The following is a 22,884-nucleotide window of genomic DNA, read 5'->3' as shown; positions in this document are numbered from 1 at the left end:
GACTTTGCGATCTGCGATCGTTGGGTCGTTGATCGACAGATACCAGCCACCGAACCCAGTTCATACCTCAAGATTTTGCGGGCCTCAAGGTTTTGCGGGGTTTGGCCCTGGCTCCAGGGGATGGCTTTCCCAGGGGCCACCACCGCTGGGTTTTCCCGATCGCAACAGTTCCCCCAAGGTCACCAGGCGATAGCCCCGAGCCTGGAGGGTTGGAATAATTTCACCCAGCGCCGCCACGGTGCGATCGCGGGGCTGACGGGTCTTGAAGCTGCCGTCATGGAACAGAACAATGGAGCCAGGCCGCACCCGCTGCAACACACCTTGCACCAAGTCCGCCACTGAATTGGCCGGGTCATAGTCACCGGAATCCACTTCCCACATGGCCAAGGTGCGCCCCGATCGCCATAGCCAGTAGGGCAAACCAAACCACCGCTTACCCAAGGGCGGCCGCAGGGCGATCGGCCCCTCAGCCCCCGCCGCCCGCAGCCGCTGATCGGTTTCGAGGATTTCAGCGGCAATTTCCCCCGGCCAACGCAGGATCAAATTCCGGTGTGAGTAGGAATGATTGCCCAACTCATGGCCCCGTTGCACCACCGATCGGGCTAAGGCCGGCTCCCGATCGATCTGCTGACCAATTTCAAAGAAAGTGGCCTTCACCCCAAAGCGATCCAACACCTGTAAGACCTGCTCCGTGTAGGGCGATTGGGGCCCATCATCAAAGGTCAGGGCCACCAGCGGCTCCGTGGTGAGCACCCGCCGCACCCCAAACAAAGGAAAACTATGGGCCACCGGCAGCACTGCCCCATACCAAAGCCCATGGGCCACCAACAGCAACAGCGCCACCATCACGCACAGGGATTGAACCCAGGATGTCCAGTGGGATCGGCAATTTTGCCGCCTGCGCCCATGGTCAACCCCCTGCCCGATCGATGCCGGTTTGTTTGTCCCGGATTTCAGAGGAGTCCCCTGCTCCGATGGTTCAGACCAACCGGCAGGCTGATTGGGCTGCTGCTCCGTCTTCACGGGATGGGCGCTCCACAGACTTGAGGGGGGCAATCAAGAAATTCGGCAGCCAGGCCTACAGTAGGTAAACCTGCCCATCGATTAACAGGTGAGTGATGCCCTTGGCCTGGAGATAGGGGCCTGTTTTCTGGAACAGGTCGTTGGCATCGGGCACTTTAATGATGCGCTGATTGCGAGCTGAAAATCGCCGCGCCACGCGATGGTTGTCAAAGACCGGTAGGGTGCGGCTGGCGGCTTCCTGGGGTGGAATTTGCCCCAATTCTCTAAAATCTTCTAAGGGACGGGCCACTAACTCCGCCGCTCGATCGATCACAAGATAGCAGGGGTTGGGGATCCGTGAGGTTTCCAGGGGCATGATTTCGATCGGTTGATCCGGATTGGCTCCGCGCCCAAACATGGCGGCAATGCCCGCTTCACCGTCGTCATCCCCAAACTCAAAATCATCTTCGTCCAGATCCAGATCGTCATCATCTAGATCTAAGTCGGCTCCCAGATCCGCATCGTCGGCTTCCTCCGCGCTGGCTTCGTTGATCTCTGCCACGACGGGGCCGCTACCTTTGCGCCGCCGACTTGATCGCCCCCCTTTGCCATTGGTGCTGGTGGTCGCTTCTGCCTGCTTTTTCACCGGCCGGCCCACCCGCGACGATCGCACCTCTTCCTTGGCCTCAGCTTCTAACTCCGCAACAACCTCGGTCAAGGGTTCCGCCGCAGCGGTGGCAAAGGCGGTTTCAAACAGCGGCAGGGTTTCCATGGCGGGGAGTTCCATGGGCTTGGCCGGCGTTGGCTCCGGGGCCGCGACGGACTCCGGCAGCGCAGATTCCGATAACTCCGAGGCTCCACTGCGCGATCGACGGCGCACCCGTCTTGAACCCGTTGTGCCGTCGGTCGGTTCCGCTGATTGGTTGGAGATTGATCGCCCGCCCGATCGGCCGCCGGAGTCCACCATGGGATCCACCTGGGGCGGCTGGGGATCCAATTCCAGCATCGGAGCTTCCGGTGCGGCAGTGGCCACAGGCGGGGCGATCGGGGCCGGGGCTGAAACCGGTGCAGGAATTGGCTCTTCGGCCGCCAACTTCAAAATTCGGCCCACGGTTGAAGTGCTGACTCCATAGCGCTGCCCCAGGGTGGCCATGGTGTGGCCGCCCTGGCGATAGAGCGTAATCAGTTCGTATTTTTCGGAATCCGATAACTTGGGAGGAGTCATGCCCAAACCTGGGGAATTGTGCAAATGCCTGCGGACAGTTCAGGGCTCCAAAGGATGGTCGCCACCGCCCGGGGCCAGCGACAACCTTGAACCCTAGTTAGCCGCTCCCGATGAGCGCCGACGGGCACTACGGCGCGATCGCGTCGAAAGATCGTACTCCAACACGGCACCGATGCCAAACAGCACGCCACTGAAGATCCAGAACACTTCCAGCAGGCTACCGCTTTCATAGTTGCAAATGTTGGCCGTGGCGTACTTGAACCACATATCCGCAATGTAAAGCGAAATGGAGGCCGCCGCAATCATCCGCCAAGATTGGGCCGATCGCCCGCCCCAAAAGGCCAACAGCAGCGCCGAAGCCAACACCAGCAGCACAATATCGCCAACGGTATAAACCGGCAAAATATAGTCTGCAATCGGCGAGAGGGCCCCTTGGATCTGCTCAGCCCAGGCCGGCACATTGGCCACGGACTCGGCGGTGCGTTCCGGGCAAGCGGCCTCGCCCAAAACTAACGGCGAGAAGGCGAAGGCAGTCCCCGCCAGACCAATTCCCCCGATCGTCAGCCACTGCCACAGTTCCAAATTCAAACGCCGGGGCAACACCGCCAACAACAGCCCGATCGCCAGGGAAGCATAGGTGACGATGTAGAACAGGTCACCGGGACTCACATCCGGCTCAATCCCCAGACCAATTTCCCAATAGCTGAACAGTAAGTTGCCCAAACCATAGCAAAGCATTCCCAACCCAATCAGTAACCAAACCGTCCGGCCACTGAGGATTTGATTGCTGCGCCAGTTCCGAAAGCACACCAGCGCCGCCCACAGATAGGACGTTGTTTCCAACACTGAAGTGGCAATGCTGTACCACTGGGGCAGGGTTTCCCCCGACGGAGTCACACTGAAAAACAGAAACACCGCCAAGGCAACCAGAGACCAAGAAACAGCCCCGATAATTAGGTTGCGCGATGAAAACAGTTTTGGCGATTCGCTCGCAGTCTTAGTCATAGGGGTTGGCTTCAAAAGGTTCTAAAAACCAGGAGGTGACGATCTCATGAGGGACACAGACCACCGCAGACCGGGGATGGATCGCCCAACATCCCTGAGCCTGGAGCCGTCGATTGCAGTTGGGCATTCGATCGCCCCCATTGCCCCAGACGGCCATGGCCATTCGGTTTAGCGCCGCCCAAGGCTAGCGCCAGAGCTTGGCCGCAGGCGATCGCCCCAGCCAGTCCATAAATTCCGAACGCTCGCCCGCATCCATCTCCTGCAACGCATCAAACGCTCGGCTGGTGAAATTGGTATTGCCAAAATAGCCTTTACCCAGCGTGTGCAGTTCCTGTAGCAACCCCACGATTTGCAATTCTTGCCAGGGCGGCAAGGCCGTTTCAAAGGGGTTCACTTCCAAAATGTTGCTCACGGCCGCCTGGTTGTCCAGCCCTGGAAACTGGAGCCGCTTGAACACCTCGCCAATTTCCTGGCGAAACTTCGCGCCCTGGCGTTCTCCCAGCAAATCTTCAATGTCGAAGTACACCGCCTGGAGCAGCAGCATCCCCGCCAGCACATAGGACGACTTCGCCGCCCCGCTGTCGCCTGCGCCAGCATCCGCAACTCCCAGGCGATCGAGCCGCACCTTGCCCCACACACTGAACCGATCCGGCTCTTCCAGCAGGACGCAAGCTTTCCCTCGGTTATCCGTCAGATCTCGCCACAAGGCCCGCGCCTCTTCCGCCTGATTTGCGCTAAAAACATTCAGCAACGTGAATGTTTGACCCTGATAGCTCAGGATCGGAATTTGCTGATCTTTTTCGGGATGCCGGACGTTGGAAATATCCACGTCTTGCCGCTTCAGAATAAACATGCGTTATTCAAAGAACTCATGCTTGGAGCTACGCCATCCAAACCAGAGGCCACAGGGCTGATCTAGCTTGAACTCATGCAGTCGGTCAACCAGAGCTGCTCCAGAAGCTAGCCCCAGCAAGGTCGTGAGGGCTGCATAGACAGCTTCCCAACCGGTGAACTGAGCCTGCGCTGGGCATCATTCTAGCCCAGGGCCCTTAGCGTAGAGCTATTGGGGGATCTAGGGTCGAAAATCAACTTTGGTCTCTCAAGTGTACCCCGCGACCTTCTAAAAACTGGCTCTTGGCGGAATTGCCTCTGAATGGATGTTCTGAGGGTGGGTTGATCACTCCCATCAACCTCCTCAACGGCCTTGCTTGGGGTTAGGTTAACTCGATACAATTCGTAAACCTTGAAAAGCGGCCAGTCCGGGCGTGTCATCCTGAATCGCGGATGAAACCCACGCCGCCGCGATCGAGCCGGAAGCGCCCTGATGACAGCATTCGTTGGCGAACTGTTGCAATCAGGAGAAGCAATGGTTTTTTCAAGGCCCTGGGAACTTCCGCCGATGAATTTTCCCCGGGTTATTCGTGGGAATTTTCATGGAAATCTCTACAGATCTCAGTCTGGGTGCGTAGCTCAGTGGATAGAGCAGCCGCCTTCTAAGCGGCCGGTCGCAGGTTCGAATCCTGCCGCACCCGTCCTCTGTTCGGGTCTTTCGCTTGTGTAGCAAGAGCTTGCTGAGCAAGGGGCTGGAAATTTTGCCCCGAACCGATGACTCTTAAAATATCGAAAAAAATATCGAAAAATTTCGACAACACCGATCGTGATGCTGATTGGGCCCAGCGTTCTGAACGCTTTGTCCTGAGAACGCTCCAATAATTGACGAGTCTATTGACAAGTAATTGACAAGTAATTGATGAACAGAGCGTTGGCCCCGAGGAATCAGCCATCTCAAGGATTCCAAAGATCACGGCTTGAAACCTCGATCGCTTGAAAATTTTGAACATCATCCTGAGCGTTCAGCCCTGGGGCGAGGTAGAAACATGGCAAAAGTCAGGAAAGCATCACACATACGGCAATAGCAGGGTGCGAATTCAGCGAAAACCCAGCGAAAACTCAGCACAAACCTAGCGAAGACAAGTCACCGGCACAGCAGCCACACAAACAATACAGACAACACAAACAATACAGACAATACAGACAACACCAACATGACTCAACAACACCAACATGACTCAGCCGTTGAATCAGCCAACGATCGGGAAAACTGCCTCCTCCTTGGCTTACCGCAAAGGGCGATCGCGCTGGAGTCTGGTGCTGGCGGGGTTGGTGGCCCTGGTGCTGGCGGTTCCCGAGGGCCAAACCGCGGCCCCCAAACTGGTGAACTGCGATCGCCTGCCCCACTGGAGCAACTTTGCCAGCGGCCCCCAGGTGAACCAACCCCATATTTTTTGTGGTGAATTTAGCAACGGTCGGCCCAAGGGGTTCCATTCCCGACCGGGCGGCACCAATCCCCGCACGGTGGCCCGGTTTCAAGTGACCCAACCACCCAACCGGCGAGGGATCTATGGGGTGCGCTGGAGCCATGGGGCCGATCCCAGTCGGGAAAAGTTTTCTACGATGTTTCCCGATCGCTGCTCCCAAGCGCAGGTGTTGGAATCGATCCGCTATGCGGCTCGCAATCAAATTAGTTGCCCAGGGGGCGCGCCCGATTGGGCTTGGTGCGGTTATAACCGGCCTGGCAACCGATCGACCTCGGCCCAAGCAGCGGTTGCGCCGGTTGCTCAACTGATGCCCGCTGCGCCTGGGACAACCGCCTTGGCACTCCCTCAAGATCCTTCGGCGGCGGAAAATTCCCCGATTGCTCAAGCCAGTCGGTTTTGCGAGGCCAACGATGGGCAGCGGTTTGTGATTGCAGGGGCATTTGTGCGGGGGCGCAATCAAATCAACACGGCTTTTCCCCTGCGCTAGGGTACAGGCCCGGGCGCATGATGAGTTCCCGGGCGCATGATGATTCGCGGTGCAGAATTTGCCGGGCAGAACTTGCCGGGCAGAACTTGCCGAGCAGAACTTGCCGGGCAAAGTTTGCAGCGCAGAATTTGCAGCGCAGAATTTGCAGCGCAGAACTGCCCTTGCGTTATTTGTGGCTCGCGGTTTTTACGGATGGTTTTCCATGGCGGATTCTGTTGTTTCTTGCTTTGAGCAGGCCCAAGCGGCGATCGCAGCGGGCCAGGTCGATCGCGCCGGTCAGTTATATTTGCAGGTCACCGACTTCCTAAAACCCCAAGAGCATCGTCGTTGGGGCGAACTGTTCCAACAGGCGGGCCAGTGGGATTGGGCGGAAACCCTGCTGCGTCGCCTCACCCGACAACACCCCACCATGCCCGAGGCCTGGACGGATTTGGGAACCCTGTTGGTCAGTCGTGATCAGCTTCCGGAGGCGCAAACCTGCTTTGCCAAGGCCCATCGCCTGCGGGACTGGCCCGAAAGTGGCGATCGGGGCTATTGGTTTTCCCGAGACTGGTTTTCCAATCAATTGCCCAACTGGGTGAACTGGGTGCAGCCCTTGGCCGATCAGGGGCCGGTACAGGCTTTGGAAATTGGCAGCTTTGAAGGGATGTCTGCCTGCTGGTTGCTCGATCGCGTCCTGCTGAATCCGGAAGCAAGGCTCACCTGCATTGAACCGGAAATTCGTCCCACCCTGCGGGACAATCTCGATCGCACCGGTCGGGCCCCGCAGGTCACCCTTCTATCTCAGCTCTCTTGGGAAGCCCTGGCCCAGCTACCGGTTGATCACTACGACCTGGCCTACATTGACGGTTGCCATGCGCCTTGGGTGGCCTTCCGCGATGCCGTCATGACCTGGCCCCTGGTGAAGGTGGGTGGGCTGGTGGTGATTGATGATTATCGTTATGTGGGTTTGCCGGAGGATTGCCCACAATTCGGTGTGGATTTGTTTATGTTGCTGTTTACCCACTGTTTTGAGGTGGTTTTTAGCGGCTATCAGCTTTTTTTGCGTAAAGTTCGCGATTGGCAACCCCTCACGGCTCCCTGGCAACGGGTGGCTGAGGCCACAACGGATCCGCTGCTCTTGGATGCCTTGGCTTGGGCCTTGGCGCGATCGCACCAGTGGGATGCGGCTCAACAACTCTGCGAACGGGCGATCGGGCTGGCTCCCCAAGTGGCGGCTCCCTATCTCACCCTGGCGGAAATTTGGGCCCAGCGCCAGCCGGAGTTTAGTGATCAAGACCTGGCGCACTACGGGCCCTTGACCCGATCGCTAGTCCAGATCTTTGGCCACAGTCACCCTGGCTTTGCCCTCAAAACCTTGCCCGTCGGCACTGGCTACGATTTGGAACCCCTGGTGGCCTATCTGCAAGCCCTGGAAAAGGATACCTACTGGCATGAACCCATTGCGAATCTTTTGACGGTTTTGGAGCGACAGGGGAAACAACAGGGAATGCCGCAAGCTATGGCCGCTTGGCTCGATCGGCTGCATCATCCCCCGGCGGGCGGCTTGGCCTTGCCCCACCGCCCCGATCTTTGGCGCTTGATTGGTGACTTGGCGATCGGCTCCAACAATGCCACCGCCGCCGCCTTGGCCTATCGGTGCGCTCTTCATTAGCCCCCAACCCCAGCCTTGAGCCGCCAAAACCGCCAGCCCTTGCTAATCCACGGCAACGGCTAGTCATCGACCCTCATGAGCCAGACCCGAAGTGATGTTTAGGCGATCGCCCCACCCAGGTCTCCATTCACCCGACCCAGCCAGACCCAGCCAGACCAAACCCGCCAAAAAGTGATGATCACCACACCCAAATCCGGAAACGGGTCGCTAAACTGAGATCCGACGATTGCGCTCGATTGCTACCATTTCCATGGCGACCCGATTGAGTTGCGCTGCCCAAGAAACTTTTTCCGAAGAAACTTTTTGGGAAGACAGTTCGTCAGGGTTCAGCAAATTTGGCAAAAAATTTGAGGAATTTGCCTAAATCGCCTTGAAAAACGGTTGATTGCTGTTTTTTTCACTTTCCTCAGCCTTGAGCACTCTCCCTTACCTTGCCACTGCTCAATCTACGCTTAGCTTCTACGCATCTCAATTAGGTTCTCCTTAGTCTCCCTGCGTCGTTTTCTTTCCTGTTTTCGTCCGTAATTGTGACCGGTTGCGCAAGTTGGGCGGAGCAAAAGCTTCGTTCCGGAACCTGAGCCGTTGTTGAAACCAGGCTGCGATCGCGATCGACCCTCTGGCCCTCGGAATGGGAATCAAGGCTCATGGCTGCGGTCAGGAGCGCACTCAGCCATGGGCCTTAGATGCACGCTCGCTCAATCACTCCACGAACCAGCAACCCAGCATCAGTCTTGGTTGTGGGCTTTAGTCTCGATGTATCTCGATCGGCCGTGACTGAATTCCAGCCTGGCTGAATTCAAGGGCTGGTCAGTTCATTGGGGGAGGGGGTCTCACCCTGTGACGGCGATCGCACCCAAGCCCTGTTTTGATCTCAGGGGATGACGCTCAAGATCCATGCGGGGTCAGCGATCGGTCACTTCGCTGATTAGACTTTCCCCCGATACTAAAAACTGTGGCAACCGGAAACTTCCCAGATCCTTGCAGTCGTTGAGTAGGTCTCAAAGCAACATGACTTCCATTCGCGAGATTGTGTCCGAAGCGTTAGCTCATCAATACCTGTCGATCGAGGCAGAGGAATCCCTGCGCCAACTCATGCGCGGGAAATATGGCCCCGATGACTTCGAAGCGTTTATGGCCCTTCAGCGGGCGTTTTTGTCAGGAAGCTTGCGCCAAGAGTCCCGTGAACGGTTATTGGGTCAGCAAAATTTCACGATCGCGGCGGTGGCTGACTCGATCGCCCCGGCCTGCACCACCCGCGATTTATCCTACGCCTAGACTCTCGGTTTCAGTTCAGGGATTCAATCCCCGGGATTTCGTTCCCCCAGGCCCTCAACCCAGCCGCTAGCCCAAAATGCAAAGCTGATCAAAAACAGCCACCTCCCCAACTGAATGAGGGAGCTGGCCGCTTAACTAATGATTGGGGTTACCGCTGTTTAGGGTTTGGTCTGGTCGGGTTTAACTCAGCTCAGCTTGTCGATTCCGCTCGATCGAGCGTCCCAAAATTTTGAGTGTTCCGAGATCTGTCCTAGAACGCTTCGCTCAGATCTGCTTCATCCAAATCGTCAGTGGATCCCCCAGTAATTGCCCCCGCTTCCTCCAGCTTTTGGCGCACGGCCAACTCCATTTCTGCCGCGATCGCCGGATTTTCCTTCAAATATTGAATAGCGTTGTCACGCCCTTGGCTGATGTTTTCGCCCTTGTAGCTATACCAAGCTCCCTTGCGCACCAAAATTCCGGTGGATTCAGCCAAGTCCACTAAGCAGCCGATCGAGGAGATGCCTTCGCCAAAGATGATGTCAAATTCTGCGATCCGGAACGGCGGCGCGACTTTGTTTTTGGCGACTTTGACCTTGGCCCGAATCCCAAACTCTTCGGTTCCCTTCTTCAGGGTTTGAATGCGGCGAATGTCCAAGCGCACCGATGCATAGAACTTGAGGGCATTTCCGCCCGTGGTGGTTTCCGGGCTGCCGTAGGTGACTCCAATTTTTTGGCGCAATTGGTTGAGAAAAATCACCGTACAGCCCGATTTACCGATGTTGCCGGTGATGCGCCGCAGGGCATGGCTCATGAGGCGGGCTTGGCTGCCCACTTGGGCCGCGCCCATTTCCCCTTCAATTTCCGATCGGGGAACCAAGGCGGCCACCGAGTCCACCACCACCAGGTCGATTGCGCCCGATCGCACCAGTTGATCCACCACTTCCAGCCCCATTTCCCCCGTGTCCGGTTGGGAAACCAGCAGATTATCAATATCCACCCCAAGGGCCTTGGCATAAACCGGATCCAAGGCGTGTTCTGCATCCACAAAGGCCGCAATACCGCCCGATCGCTGCACCTCCGCGATCGCATGGAGTGCTAGGGTCGTTTTTCCGGAGCTTTCAGGGCCATAAATTTCCACCACGCGGCCCTTGGGAATGCCGCCGCCCAGGGCCAAATCCAAGGTCAAGGCCCCGCTGGGAATGGTTTCCACCCGCATTCGGGCCGCATCTCCCAACCGAACGATCGCCCCTTTGCCAAAGCTGCGTTCAATCTGCTGAACCACCAGCCCCAGGGCTTTTTCCTTTTCCTTGCTAATTTCCTTGGTCGGCCCGTCTTTGGCGGCGCTCTCTTTGGCCGACTCCTTAGCCGCTTCCTTAGCGTCCTTGGATCCTTTAGCGCTGCTGGCGGATTCCTTGGCGGTGGCCGTCTTCGCCGTGGGGTCAGAATTTGCGGATGCGTTGGAAGCCATAGTCGCCTGGGGGTCAACGGTGATGGAAGATTTTCTGCCCGATCGCACCGTGGCCGGCTCCGGCAAGCCCTGATCGGCCGGGGTGCCTGCTAGGGGAGCGATCGAAGCGGCTTCTATTGTAGGAGGAACTGGAGTCGCAACGGAGGCAGCGGCCATCCCGAAAACCCTCAAGACGAAAGAGCTTCTCCAATTTAGCAAAAATCTGTACAAAAATCAAATAATCGCCCGATGGGGCCAGCAGGTTCAACCGAGCAGCCCAAACCGGCCCCCTAGGCAAACGGCAATCCCTCAAGCGATCTGGAACAGGCTAGAACAGAAAATATCGCTGGGCCATGGGCAGCACCGCCGCCGGTTCGCAGGTCAGCAGTTGCCCATCGGCAAACACTTCATAGGTTTGCGGATCCACTTCGATCGCCGGTTGGGCATCGTTTAGCTTCATATCGGATTTGCGGATCGATCGAATTCCCGACACGGCCACCACTTGCCGCTGGAGACCCAACTTTTCGGGAACTCCGGCCTTGAGGGCGGCTTTGGAAACAAAGGTGAGGCTGGTGCTGTTGATCGCTTTGCCGAAGCTGGCGAACATCGGACGGCCATGTACCGGTTGCGGCGTGGGAATGCTGGCGTTGGCATCGCCCATTTGGGCCCAGGCGATCGCCCCGCCCTTGATCACCAACTCCGGTTTCACGCCAAAAAACGCCGGTTTCCAGAGGCAGAGATCCGCCAGTTTGCCCGGTTCGATCGACCCCACATGGTTGGCAATCCCGTGGGCGATCGCCGGGTTGATCGTGTATTTGGCGATGTAGCGTTTGGCGCGGGTGTTGTCGTGGCGGGCCGGGTCTTGGGGCAGGGAGCCGCGCTGCACCTTCATTTTGTGGGCCGTTTGCCAGGTGCGGATGATGCTTTCGCCAATTCGGCCCATGGCTTGGGAGTCCGACGACATCATGGCGATCGCCCCCAGGTCGTGCAGGATGTCTTCGGCGGCGATCGTTTCCCGGCGAATCCGCGACTCGGCGAAGGCCACATCTTCGGGAATGGCCCGATCGAGGTGGTGGCAAACCATCAACATATCGAGGTGCTCCTCGATCGTATTCACCGTGTAGGGGCGCGTCGGGTTGGTCGAAGAGGGCAGCACATTGGGCAAGCCGCAGACCTTGATGATGTCCGGGGCATGGCCGCCACCCGCGCCTTCGGTGTGGAAGGTGTGGATCGTGCGGCCCTTGAAGGCGGCCACGGTCGCTTCCACAAAGCCCGCTTCATTCAGGGTGTCCGTGTGGATCGCTACTTGGATGTCGTACTCGTCGGCGACACTCAGGCAGGTGTCGATCGCGGCGGGCGTGGTTCCCCAGTCCTCATGCAGCTTCAGGCCGATCGCCCCGGCCTTCACCTGCTCAATCAGGCCCGCCGGTTGACCGCTGTTGCCCTTGCCCAAAAAGCCCAAATTCATCGGAAAGGCTTCCGCCGCTTCCAGCATCCGCGCCATGTGCCAGGGGCCGGGGGTGCAGGTGGTGGCGTTGGTGCCGGCCGCGGGGCCCGTGCCGCCGCCAATCATCGTCGTGATCCCGGCGGCCAGGGCCGTTTCGATTTGTTGGGGACAGATGAAGTGGATGTGGGTGTCAATGCCGCCGGCCGTGACGATCGCCCCTTCGCCTGCAATGATTTCCGTACCGGGCCCGATGATGATGTCCACGCCCGCTTGGGTGTAGGGGTTGCCCGCCTTCCCGATCGCCGCGATTTTGCCCTGTTTGATCCCAATATCAGCCTTAATTACGCCCCACCAATCGAGGATCACGGCATTGGTAATCACCGTATCCATCGCCCCGTCACTATTAGTAATGGGCGATTGACCCATGCCATCCCGAATCGTTTTGCCGCCGCCAAATTTCACTTCATCGCCATAAACCGTCAGGTCTTTTTCGATTTCAATCAGCAATTCGGTATCGGCCAATCGCAAGCGATCGCCCGTTGTGGGCCCGTAGGTTTCAGCGTAGGTGCGGCGATCGATTCTGTAGGGCACGTCTTCTCTCCCAATGGGGTTTTTAGTTTAAAAACAAGGGCTCAATTAATCCAATCCATGGAGCATCATCAGCCAATCTATCGCCGAACGATCGAAGTAATCAAAATTGTCACTGTGGCGCTAGCAATTAACCCAAAAGCTAGTTGCACAACCCATTGCGTTGCTTTTTGATAAACTTCAAACCGCTCGTCACTGCGATCGAGCCGTGCATTCGTTTCTTCCAACCGAACATTTGTTTTTGTCAATTCATCAGAGAGTGCATCAAGCTTTTCAGCAATACCTTGCAAACTGGGTTCTGTTGACATACCAACCTCTTACAAATATTGTCAGCTAGGTGATCAGCAGCGCGGTCGTTTTGACTACTTGATCGGGTTTAGTTAATGACAGGCTAGAAGTTTACGTTACAGGCTCTAGATCAGAATCAAGAGCATCTGAGGCCCACCAACCCTCGATCAGTTACTACATCCAGCTTTGTAACCTGTCCCGATCTGACGTTATTTTCGGGATTTTTTCTCGGCTTTCTTCTCAGCTTTTTCCTTTGACTTTTTGCTGGGCTGATTGCCCTCCAGCGGCCCTTCTACTAGTGCATTAAACCCGTAGATTTCCCGAGTTCCGGCAAAAGGAACCAGCGTCACCGTTTTCTCATCACCCGGTTCAAAACGCACCGCCGTTCCCGAGGGAATATCCAAATGGGTTCCCCGAGCCGCCACGCGATCGAACACGAGGGCTTCGTTCACTTCAAAAAAATGAAAATGGGAGCCAACTTGAATTGGGCGATCGCCCCGGTTTTCCACCGTGATTGTCACGGGTGATCGGCCCACATTCAATTCAATCTCGCCAGGTTCAACAATTAATTCACCGGGAATCATGGCGTTTTTCCTTATCGCAAATGATGACAATCATCCTAGGAGCCGATTGCGAACCGATCCCTACCAAAGCCGCAACCGAAATTAACGAATGGGATCATGCACGGTCACCAATTTCGTGCCGTCGGGAAACGTCGCCTCCACCTGCACATCGTGGATCATCTCTGCTACCCCTTCCATCACCTCATCTCGGGTGAGCAGTGTTGTCCCCTCCGCCATCAGTTCCGCCACGGTTTTGCCGTCTCGCGCCCCTTCCAAAATGGCCGCCGTCAGATAGGCCACGGCTTCCGGATAGTTGAGCTTCAGTCCGCGATTTTTGCGGCGCTCGGCCAGCAGCGCGGCGGTGAAAATTAGCAGCTTGTCCTTTTCTTGGGGCGTGAGTTGCATAGGGCGATCGCGCAGGTCATCTTGCCAATACTCTGTTGTTGGTTGTACCGCGATTTGTCTAGCAGGCCACCGATTGATTGCGAAGATTTTGGGTTTCGGGGCGATCGCAGCTATAGCGGCCAAAACCGGGAGACGATCGCCCGGCGATCGCGCTGGTGGCGGCGTACTAAATCCCATACCTGCCAGAACCAGCGCCGGGCCTCACTGACCGAATGGCCCCGATAGCGACAAAGCAGCCCCGTTTGCAGCCGCGTGATGCCGCAATCAACTCGATCGCCTGTGGGCAGGTGCGATCGCGCTTCCGTAATCAGTTCTTTCGGGATTTCCTGACCAATCCAAGCCAGCGTCCCGACGATCGGGCAGCCAGCCAACCCGTGGGAACCGTCGCGGGTGGCTGGGTCGGTCGCGTCAATCCGCTGGGGATCGAGCCACACCAATCGATCGCCCTGCCATACTTCCAAGCGAGATCGCCACTCGCCGCACCCGTAACGCTCACCGCCGGCCGTGCGCCCCAACCGCACAATCTCACTCCCCAGCCAAGTGGCTCCGGCCGCCAGGTCAATGCGCGATCGCTGCTCATAGAGCGCGCCATCAAAAATAATCGTCTCCTGGGGCAACCATTCCAGGTGCGCCCCTTCGCCCACCCGCACCCACACCGATTGCTGGGCAAACCGCCCGGCCGGGTCAACCAGCGATCGCCCCCGGCTGCCATAGATCTTGGCTGCCGAAACCGTCGTCACCAGGGCCGCCGTCTCCGGTTCCAAGTCCAACGTGATCGACAGGCGATCGCCCCCGACCATCCCCCCCGCCACATGCAACATGGCCGCGTGGCAAACCGCTGGCCCCTCGGGATAAAAGGGCCGCTGAAATTGCAGGGGCGATCGGGTTTTGGCCTGAACCTGGGTGCGATCGCCCGATCGGTCAAACCGCAACTCGAACGATCCATGCCAGGTGCGATCGGTCTCAGCGACAGCATTCAATGCAACGGTCACAGCATTTTTCCCCGGTGAATTTTCAACCATCATCGGGCGATCGTCATCATCGTCAACAATGTCAACAATTGAGCACTCATGCTTGCTTGAGCACGCTCGATCGCTTCCCGACCCTCAGAAAACCTCTGCCAAAAACTACTCATAGTCAAGTGATGTGATCGTTGATTTATGGATTTTTGTAAACAAGCATCATTCCCTGTAAACAAGTGTCATTCCTAATTGTGTGTTTACGGCTAGGTCTTTGAAAGATTACAAGATGCTTTAAGGATTTTTGCTCTAAATTGACGAATTTCCCCCAAAAAAGTTAACCTCACTCCTGAGGAATCTCCACTCCTCTAAACTCACTGGAATTTGCAACTTGACACGTCAGGGATAGGTTGATTAATGGACTTTGATCTCACTCCTCAAAATGATGTTTTTACGATTGGGTCAACCGTTCCCAACGGTGCCAGTGTCCGAGGCTTAAATGGGAGCGATCGCATCTTTGGGGCAGCGCGGGCCGATGTGATCTACGGCAATAATGGCGGGGACTATATCCTAGGCAACGCCGGGGATGATGTGATCTATGGTGGGCGAGACTCCGACTTTCTAGCGGGCGGTCAGGGGGCCGATCAAATCCTGGGCCAACGGGGCAATGATGTCCTGTTTGGCGGCGCTGGCAATGATCGGCTCGAAGGCAACGAAGGGGATGATTTCCTCGCTGGAGACGCGGGCATCGATACCCTTACCGGCGGTGACGGAGCCGATGCCTTTGCCCTCTCAACGCTCCACACTGCCACTGGCATCGCCGCCGCCGACTTGATCACCGATTTCAACGCCGCCAACGGCGATCGATTCGCCCTCACCGATGGCAGCAACGACAACCTCTCCGAAGCCGATGTCAAGCTGGAAGCCAACGGCAGCGACACCATCATTCGCCTAGCGTCCACCGGAGCGATCCTCGCCCGCGTGCAGGGAGTCGCTCCCGCGGCCCTAGCCGGTGCGTTCAGTACCCAAAAAGCTGCGATCGACGACGTAGAACCGGGTGCCAACAACCTCGGCAACCTCGGTGCAGCCGCCTCGATTAACAACTTCGTCGGCGATGAAGACTACAACGACTATTTCCGGTTCACGGTTGCAAACCCAGCGGTTCTAGAAGCCAATCTCACGGGTCTCGCCGGTGACAGCGATGTAGACCTCGAGCTGTATCGCGACGCTGACGGAGATGGGGAACTGGGAACCGATGAAATCATCGCTTCTTCAGCCCAGTCGGCAAACGCCGCAGAATCCATCAGCAATATGTTGCTGCAACCCGGGGACTACTTCCTGGCGGTGACTCAGTTTGAAGGCAACAGCAACTACACCTTGAGTGTGGCGGGGGCCGCTGGAACACCACGGGATCTGGCCGGTAGTAATGCAGCTTCTGCACGAGCATTGCCGACCAATGAGGATACTCAACTGAACGACTTTGTTGGCGGTAGTGACCAGAGCGACACTTACCGTCTGGCGGTGGATATTGGGTATTTGGACATCACCACTTCCAATCGCACGAGTGATGTGGATCTGCAACTATGGCGCGACAGCAACGGGAATGGGGAGCTGGATCCGTCGGAAGTCGCGGCCGAGGGCAAGAATGACATCCTGCTGGATGGGGGGCTGACACCCGGGGACTACTACGTGAGCGTGAAAGCAGCTAGTGCTGCCACACCGTACCAAATCACTGCGCTCAACGAGCGAGGGAATCGGGCAGAGATCGAGAACTTTGAACCACTGTTCCCCGGCATTGACAACCGAGGCACGCTCGATCAGGATGACCTACCCGATCCCATAGACCCGGATAACTATGCGGATGCTTATCAGTTGCCGGAATTGCCCAGCGGACTAACGGTGGAGTTGACCCACTCGTCCGTGGACTTTGATGCTTACCTGACGGTCATTGATTCCCTGACCGGAGAAGTGATTGCGGAAGACGATGATATTGACACCGAGGGCGGTAACTATGACGCTCGCGTGACGTTCACAACGGATGCCACTCGTCAGTACTTGGTCTATGCATCGAGTGTGGATGCCCCTGGCCTGGGAGACTACAACATCACTGCGAATATCACCGGTACTCCAAGCACCACCGTCCCGCGCATCAGTCGTGCCGATGAGGAGTTACCACCGCCCATCTACACGGGTAAAGGTGACACCGCAAGGGGTGAAGCGGCCGCCAAGACCGTTAACTTGGCCTATGCTCCCCTAACGGGTGGCGTGGTGGCAGCGCCCTATCAGATCAATGGCATCAACCAGACCAGTTTGGGTAACTGTGCGTCCCTGGCGGCTATTACTGCAACCTTTGGCAAGATTGAAAACCCGGCGGCCGCGGCAACGGCTACTAGCGCAATTCTGAACAGCAATTTGCAGGTGGCTGGAGAAAACACCTACAGCTTCAAGACCTATGACTATGTGACTGGCCAGGAGAAGGTGCAAAGTGTTAACAATCAAGTGATTGTCAAACCCGATTCGCAACGGTTGTTTTCCAATTTGCCTGCTCCAGGACTCTATGATCCAGAGCAAGCTAATGGTGTTGCAATTTGGGGATCAGTGGCGGAGCGTGCCTACGCAAAACAGCGTGGCATTGATGAAAATCGTGACGGGTACACGGTGATTGGCAATGGTGATGTTGGTTTCATTACCCTGCGTCGGTTCACAGGCAAAAAGACGGAAGCTATTTCTCTAGCTGCAGACCGGACATCGAACCATACGTCGTTCCAACCGGTTCTCCCGATCGAAACTTCGATCCAGCAGGCGGCGAATGGCGGAGTTCGGTTCAGCTTCCAGCCAGCGACTGAAGCACCTATCAACAAGGATGAACTTTTCCAGAGGGTGCAAACGGCTCTTGCGGAGGGTCGTTATGCAGTCGCAGGCACTCCAGGTGATTCGGAACAACTCTCCGATGGTGTTGTTCCTGGAGGCCATGCCTATAGTGTTCACAATGTCTATGTTGACCCCAATACCCAGAACCAGATGATTATGATTCGGAATCCTTGGGGAAAAGACAACAATGAAGATGCGATCGCCCCTGAAGATCCTTACAAGGATGCTAAGGATGGCTTCATCACGCTGACTTTTGACAATTTCCTCAAGTATTTCTCGAATATCTCAATCACGGTTGGTTAGTCATTGCAGTGTGAAGGTCTGCTGTTTTGATGACGGGCAAGAATGACCATCAATGATTGCGGTCTGAGTTAATCCGCAACTCTGGCTGAGGGATCGATCGCCTATAGCGCGATCGATCCTTTTTGTTTGATGAACAGTGGCCGACATCGGTCAAATCGCAACTCGAACGATTCATGCCAGGCGCGATCAGCCTCGGAGCCAGCATTGGGTACGACGGTCACGGCGTTTCCTCTCCGGGTGAATCTTCAAGCATCATCGAGCGATCGCCAAAGGTACAGCGCAACTCTGGCATGGCTGTGTAGCGATCGCCCACCGCATCGATCGCCCCAATCAGGCGTTTTTGCAGCAGAGAATGGCGAAACTTGGGCATGGGTTTTTGGACTGCCCGGCCATCGAGATATTCCCAAGCGGGTGAATCTTCGAGATCGGGGCGATCGAGAAATTCCGCCAGGGTGGCGATCGGGGCGATCGAAACCGTCATAGGCACGCAGCCAGCGAACAGCGCCGCGAGATTGTTTCTGTTGATTGGATTCTATTGCAAGTTCTGGAATGGGATTGATCCAGCAATGGCTGATTTCCCATGCCCCAACCACCGTAGGGGCGGGGTCTCCCCGCCCGGTCTCCCCGCCCAGTCTTCCCCACCCCCGAGATCCTTGACGTTCCCAGGGTTGGCCGGGGTTGTGGCGATCGCCCGGGTTAGGGTTGGGAGACCCAACCCCTACAGCCTGTGAATTGCGAACCGATCGCCCCTATTTCAAATCAGCGATCGCCCCTCGGGCCATTTCGGCGATCGCCCGATCGGTAGCTTTCGGCAGGTGGTAATACTTGCCGCCCGCCGTTTCCGCCAGCTCCTTGGCGAAACCCGTCGAAACGAATTTGCTTTGGGTGTCGATCACCAGCAGCTTGATGTTCAGGGCGCGGATTTTGCCAGAAATATCCAGCAGCTCTTGCTTCACGTCCGGTTTCTCGTCCGGCTCCATCGGCTGGCCGAGCGATCGCGCCAGGGGCACATTCCCCCGACCGTCCGTAATCGCCACAATCACCACTTGCCCCACATCCCCCGACTGACGGGCGTTGGTTCCCACTCGCACCGCCTGGGTCAAACCGTGGGCCAAGGGGGAGCCACCGCCACAGGGCATGGTTTCCAAGCGTCGCCGGGCCGCCGAGATCGATCGCGTGGGCGGCAACAGCACCTCCGCTTGCTCACCCCGGAAGGGAATCAGCGACACTTGATCGCGGTTTTGGTAAGCCTCCGTCAGCAACCGCAACACCGCCCCCTTGGCGGACTGCATTCGGTTCAGGGCCATCGATCCCGACGCATCCACCACAAACACCACCAAGGCTCCGGCCTTGCGGGCCAGGCGCTTGGCCCGCACGTCGCTTTCTTCGACGAACACGCGGCGGCTAGTGTCACCGGCAGCGGCGGCTCGGGCGCGGCGGGCTTTTTGGTAGGGCGCGGCCGATCGCAGGGTGGCATCGACGGCAATCCGGCGCACGGGGCCGCGCGGCAACACGGGTTTGATGTAGCGCCCCCGATCGTCCGAGAAGATGATCGATCGACTGCCGGAGCTACCGCCCGATCGCTGGGCCGTGGTTTGGGCAAACAGCAGCACCGACGGATCCATCACCACCCCTTCCGGGTCGAACACAAATTCCTCGGGGATCGCGGGCGGCTCGTCCGGTTGGTCGTCGTCTTCGTTTTCGTCCTGGTCTTCGTTTTCGTTGTCGGTTTCGTCGTCCTGTTCTTGTTCCGCTTCCGGCTGTTGTTGCGGCGGCGGGGGCGGCGGCGGCTGTTGCTCGTCCGGCGGCGTTTCAATCACCGTGGCCCGGGGCACAATCACCAATTCCACCGCCACCCGCAGGTCATCGGCATTCACCGCCGTCCGCCCATCGAGGGCCGCATGGGCTTTGGCAACCCGCACCGCAAACAGTTCCGCCCGGTGGCCCTGCACCCGGCCGCGCACCGCCTCTTGCACCAAATATTCCACCTGCTCGCGGCTGATCGTGGCATCGCGCAACCACTCCCGCGCCAACAGAATTTGGGTTTTCAGACCGTCCAGTTCTTCGGCGTATTGACCGAGGAAGTCCTGGGGCGATCGCGCATAGCCCACGGCCCGATCGACCACTTCCACCCGCTGATCCAAGCCCAAAGCTCCATCGGCGGACAGGGCGATCGCAATTCGATCGAGCAAATGCTCCCGCAGCGGCCCCTCTTCCGGGTTGTAGGTAGCGATCAACAAGGCTTGGCAGGGGTGAGCAAAGCTGATCCCCTCCCGCTCAATCTGGTTGCGCCCTTCCCCGATCGCCCCCAGCAGTAGGTTAGCGATTTGGTCATCGAGCAAGTTCAGCTCATCGACATACATCACGCCTCGATTCGCCTCCGCCAGCAAGCCGGGCTGAAACACCGTTTCACCGCGCTTCACGGACTGGCCCACATCCACAGAACCCAGCAGCCGATCTTCGGTCACGCCCAGGGGAATTTGCACAAAGGGCGCGGGAATCACTTTCCGGGGCACTTCGCCGCTAAATTGCAGGCCGTCTTCCCAGCGATCGGGTGCGTCCGGGTCGCAATTGCTGAGGGAGCCGTCCACCACCTCGATCGGGGGCAGCAGGGCATGGATCGCCCGGGCCATCACCGATTTGGCCGTGCCGCGCCGTCCCGCGATCGCCACGCCCCCCAGGCCCGGATCGATCGCCGCCAACAGCAGGGCCATTTTGATCGACTCTTGGCCGATCACCGCCGTCAGAGGAAAGGCGATCGGGTCTCGGGTTTGGAGCGGCGCAGTAACGGACATGGCGGGCGAAAAAGGAAAATTCTTATGATCAGTCTTGATGCTTTTCAGGATATCAGCGCAACGGGACAGCCGGGCCGGTTCGGGCGGCTGGAGGTTGCATCTGAATGGAACCCAGCTCGCTGAATCTTGCACAATGGTGTTAGTGACCATTGGCAAAATTCCGGGTCATCAATAGTCAAGGCGCTGCGGAGTTTGAGCTAATGACTTCCAAAATGATCGCCCCGATCACCTACGACAGCGACTATTACGGCTGGGTGCAACAACAGGCCGAACTGTTGCGATCGGGGCAGTTTGATCAATTGGATCTGGAGAATTTGTTAGAAGAGGTTGAAAGCTTGGGGCGATCGGAAAAGCGAGCCTTAACCAGTCAAATTGTCCGGCTCTATTGGCATCTGCTGAAGTGGCAATACCAACCCCAGAAGCGATCGAACTCTTGGGCATTTTCCATTGAAGATGCGCGGGATGAAATCTTGGAATTACTCGACGAAAATCCCAGCTTTCGGCGCGACTTAGCAGATTGGATCGTCAAGAGCTATGAGCAGGCCCGCAAAAAAGCCGCCCGAGAAATGGGCTTACCAATCGATACGTTCCCGATCGAGCTGCCGTTTACTTGGGAAGCTGCGATGACTGTTGCGATCGAATATGTTGATCGGGATTAGGATGCCACCGCATGGAAACACAGACGACTATCGAGTCGATCGCCCCGACCACCTACGACAGCGATTATTACGGCTGGGTGCAACAACAGGCCGAATTGTTGCGATCGGGGCAGTTTGATCAATTGGATCTGGAGAATTTGTTAGAAGAGGTTGAAAGCTTGGGGCGATCGGAAAAGCGAGCTTTAGCCAGTCAGATTGTGCGGCTCTATCTGCATTTGCTGAAATGGCGGTTTCAACCCGATCACCGATCGAATTCTTGGGTGTTTAGCATTCGTTCCGCCCGCCGTGAAGTTCAACAGTTACTCACCGAAAATCCGAGTTTGAAACCCTGGCTCCCCAGTGCAATCGAGCAGGCCTATCCCCAAGCCCGCGAGCAAGCTTTTGTGGAAACAAAATTGCCCTTGAAGACGTTCCCGATCGAGCCGCCCTTTTCCTGGGAATTGGCGCTCACGATGTCGATCGAGTATGCCGATCAAGATATGGATCAAGATCAGAAATTGAGTTGATTTTGGTCTGCTCAACCGATCGAAATCTAGGCGATTTTTAGCTCCCCGATCGCCTCTAGCCGCTTAAAGGCATTGAGCTGCACATATTTTTCTTCCAGCGCTTCCGACACATCGGGCCCAATCCAGCCCAGTTGTTTCAGAATGTGGATCGCAGCAGCATATTTGGCCCGCTTGGCCCCGTCTGTCACCTTGATAGCAATGCCCAGCCGCTCGCCCACGCGGCCCATACACTGCATCCCTTCGGCTCCCGCTTTGCTGACAATTTCGCCCCCCGTCAGCCGCATCAGATCCGTGTCAAAGCCACCATGGCCGGAAATCAGCTCCGGATAGCCGGTCATGGCCCGCACGATGCGCTCCAATTGCAGATTGTCGCCGGATGTGAGCTTGGCAAACAGGGTGGCCAACTCCTGAAGGGGCATCAGATAGGTGGGCGCGCCGCAATCGTCGCGGGCTACGACAAATTCTTGGGCAGGAATCCCGAGCAGCTCGCCAATGACACTGGAAACGGCTTGCTGGGCGGGGTGGGAATATTGCAGATAGTCCCCGATCGACCAATTGCCGTGACGACACATGGCCAACATCCCCGCATGTTTGCCAGAGCAGTTGTGTTGCAGTGCGCTGGATTTGCCTTGGGGAATCGGGCATTGGAGGGCGCTGGGTTCAATGCCGCAATGCCAAAGGATGTTGAACACTTGACGGGCTTGGGCAATGTCTCCCTGATGGGAACTGCACATAATCGCCAGGTCGCGATTGCTGAGACCAAAGTGATCCAAGGTTCCAGAGGCGACCACGGCCAGGGCCTGGAAGGGTTTCAGAGCCGATCGCGCAAAGCTGGAGATGCCGGAATCGCCCGCCAACATCAACAAGCGCCCCCGATCATCGCAGGCCACTGCTTGCACCATGTGGGTGGACTCCACCAACCCTTCCCGCAGCAAGCGAATTTCAATATCGGCCGCGCGCGTTAATTTGCCCCGAGTCATAAAAACTGGTTTGAAACTTGTTTAGTTAGACATTAATTCCGCCAAAAACTGCGATTGTTCATCGCAATTTAAGATCAGCTTCGGCAATCAGCCCATTTTTTCATTGCTTTCCATTTTTCAATGGG

Annotated in this window: 20 protein-coding genes and 1 tRNA gene; 7 read left to right on the top strand and 14 right to left on the bottom strand. The window is 57.1% G+C overall.

The features are described 5' to 3' along the window. Positions 1-84: 84 nt before the first annotated feature. The 5 genes from H6G52_RS10700 to H6G52_RS10680 form a co-directional block, all read right to left on the bottom strand. Entirely contained in the window at positions 85-1,023 is a 939-nt protein-coding gene (locus tag H6G52_RS10700) for a polysaccharide deacetylase family protein (protein WP_190528203.1), read from the bottom strand. 55 nt (positions 1,024-1,078) lie between these two features. Next, on the bottom strand, positions 1,079-2,227 hold the full coding sequence (locus H6G52_RS10695; RefSeq protein ID WP_190528201.1) for a helix-turn-helix domain-containing protein: 1,149 nt from the start codon (positions 2,225-2,227) through the stop codon (positions 1,079-1,081). A gap of 93 nt (positions 2,228-2,320) precedes the next feature. Further along, entirely contained in the window at positions 2,321-3,232 is a 912-nt protein-coding gene (locus H6G52_RS10690) for a hypothetical protein (RefSeq protein ID WP_099534827.1), read from the bottom strand. After that, positions 3,225-3,395, bottom strand: coding sequence for a hypothetical protein (locus tag H6G52_RS10685; RefSeq protein WP_190528199.1), 171 nt, complete (start codon positions 3,393-3,395; stop codon positions 3,225-3,227). Before H6G52_RS10685 ends, H6G52_RS10690 begins: the two co-directional genes overlap by 8 nt. Before the next feature lie 21 nt (positions 3,396-3,416). Further along, a complete protein-coding gene (locus H6G52_RS10680) occupies positions 3,417-4,085 on the bottom strand; it encodes an Npun_F0813 family protein (RefSeq protein WP_099534826.1) in 669 nt (222 codons plus the stop codon). Between the two features lie 606 nt (positions 4,086-4,691). Here H6G52_RS10680 and H6G52_RS10675 point away from each other — a divergent pair. From H6G52_RS10675 to H6G52_RS10660, 4 genes are all read left to right on the top strand, one after another. Further along, positions 4,692-4,764, top strand: a tRNA-Arg gene (locus tag H6G52_RS10675). Between the two features lie 532 nt (positions 4,765-5,296). Continuing rightward, positions 5,297-6,037: an EndoU domain-containing protein gene (locus H6G52_RS10670; RefSeq protein ID WP_190528197.1), complete on the top strand. Its 741-nt coding sequence runs from the start codon at positions 5,297-5,299 to the stop codon at positions 6,035-6,037. A gap of 202 nt (positions 6,038-6,239) precedes the next feature. Beyond that, positions 6,240-7,691, top strand: a complete 1,452-nt coding sequence (locus H6G52_RS10665) for a class I SAM-dependent methyltransferase (protein ID WP_190528195.1) — start codon at positions 6,240-6,242, stop codon at positions 7,689-7,691. A 1,008-nt stretch (positions 7,692-8,699) separates the two neighbouring features. Beyond that, positions 8,700-8,966: a hypothetical protein gene (locus H6G52_RS10660; RefSeq protein ID WP_199312327.1), complete on the top strand. Its 267-nt coding sequence runs from the start codon at positions 8,700-8,702 to the stop codon at positions 8,964-8,966. A 250-nt stretch (positions 8,967-9,216) separates the two neighbouring features. On the opposite strand, the gene recA is transcribed toward H6G52_RS10660, so the two are convergent. The 6 genes from recA to H6G52_RS10630 all read right to left on the bottom strand — a co-directional run bounded on the left by recA (position 9,217) and on the right by H6G52_RS10630 (position 14,678). After that, positions 9,217-10,263 carry a recombinase RecA gene (gene recA, locus H6G52_RS10655; protein WP_370567694.1) on the bottom strand — a complete coding sequence of 349 codons (1,047 nt, stop codon included), beginning with the start codon at positions 10,261-10,263 and terminating at the stop codon, positions 9,217-9,219. A 460-nt stretch (positions 10,264-10,723) separates the two neighbouring features. Beyond that, positions 10,724-12,433: an urease subunit alpha gene (gene ureC / locus H6G52_RS10650; protein ID WP_190528193.1), complete on the bottom strand. Its 1,710-nt coding sequence runs from the start codon at positions 12,431-12,433 to the stop codon at positions 10,724-10,726. Positions 12,434-12,510: 77 nt separating this feature from the next. Next, positions 12,511-12,738, bottom strand: a complete 228-nt coding sequence (locus H6G52_RS10645; protein ID WP_190528191.1) for a hypothetical protein — start codon at positions 12,736-12,738, stop codon at positions 12,511-12,513. Between the two features lie 189 nt (positions 12,739-12,927). Further along, entirely contained in the window at positions 12,928-13,302 is a 375-nt protein-coding gene (locus tag H6G52_RS10640) for an urease subunit beta (RefSeq protein WP_190528189.1), read from the bottom strand. Positions 13,303-13,383: 81 nt separating this feature from the next. Then, the gene (gene ureA, locus H6G52_RS10635; protein ID WP_099534820.1) at positions 13,384-13,686 is read right to left on the bottom strand and encodes an urease subunit gamma; all 303 of its coding nucleotides are present in this window, start codon (positions 13,684-13,686) and stop codon (positions 13,384-13,386) included. Between the two features lie 110 nt (positions 13,687-13,796). Next, positions 13,797-14,678 (bottom strand): urease accessory protein UreD, encoded by an 882-nt coding sequence (locus H6G52_RS10630; protein ID WP_370567693.1) that lies wholly within the window; start codon positions 14,676-14,678, stop codon positions 13,797-13,799. Positions 14,679-15,062: 384 nt separating this feature from the next. Between H6G52_RS10630 and H6G52_RS10625 the strand changes: the two genes are divergently transcribed. Next, positions 15,063-17,819 carry a pre-peptidase C-terminal domain-containing protein gene (locus H6G52_RS10625; RefSeq protein WP_190528187.1) on the top strand — a complete coding sequence of 919 codons (2,757 nt, stop codon included), beginning with the start codon at positions 15,063-15,065 and terminating at the stop codon, positions 17,817-17,819. Positions 17,820-18,036: 217 nt separating this feature from the next. Here H6G52_RS10625 and H6G52_RS10620 read toward each other — a convergent pair whose 3' ends face one another. Beyond that, positions 18,037-18,300, bottom strand: a complete 264-nt coding sequence (locus H6G52_RS10620) for a Uma2 family endonuclease (protein WP_190528185.1) — start codon at positions 18,298-18,300, stop codon at positions 18,037-18,039. A 268-nt stretch (positions 18,301-18,568) separates the two neighbouring features. After that, a complete protein-coding gene (gene bchD, locus H6G52_RS10615) occupies positions 18,569-20,614 on the bottom strand; it encodes a magnesium chelatase ATPase subunit D (protein WP_190528183.1) in 2,046 nt (681 codons plus the stop codon). A gap of 200 nt (positions 20,615-20,814) precedes the next feature. Between bchD and H6G52_RS10610 the strand changes: the two genes are divergently transcribed. Together H6G52_RS10610 and H6G52_RS10605 are read left to right on the top strand one after the other, a co-directional pair. Continuing rightward, positions 20,815-21,273 carry a DUF29 domain-containing protein gene (locus H6G52_RS10610; RefSeq protein ID WP_190528181.1) on the top strand — a complete coding sequence of 153 codons (459 nt, stop codon included), beginning with the start codon at positions 20,815-20,817 and terminating at the stop codon, positions 21,271-21,273. An 11-nt stretch (positions 21,274-21,284) separates the two neighbouring features. After that, complete coding sequence (locus H6G52_RS10605; protein WP_190353624.1) at positions 21,285-21,779, top strand: DUF29 domain-containing protein; 495 nt, start codon at positions 21,285-21,287, stop codon at positions 21,777-21,779. A gap of 26 nt (positions 21,780-21,805) precedes the next feature. Here the strand turns inward: H6G52_RS10605 and H6G52_RS10600 are convergent, their stop codons facing one another. Further along, positions 21,806-22,759 carry an asparaginase gene (locus tag H6G52_RS10600; RefSeq protein ID WP_099533424.1) on the bottom strand — a complete coding sequence of 318 codons (954 nt, stop codon included), beginning with the start codon at positions 22,757-22,759 and terminating at the stop codon, positions 21,806-21,808. Positions 22,760-22,884: the final 125 nt, after the last annotated feature.

Source organism: Limnothrix sp. FACHB-881, from assembly GCF_014698135.1.
GTDB lineage: Bacteria > Cyanobacteriota > Cyanobacteriia > CACIAM-69d > CACIAM-69d > CACIAM-69d.
This window is presented reverse-complemented; position numbering and strand designations above follow the sequence as displayed.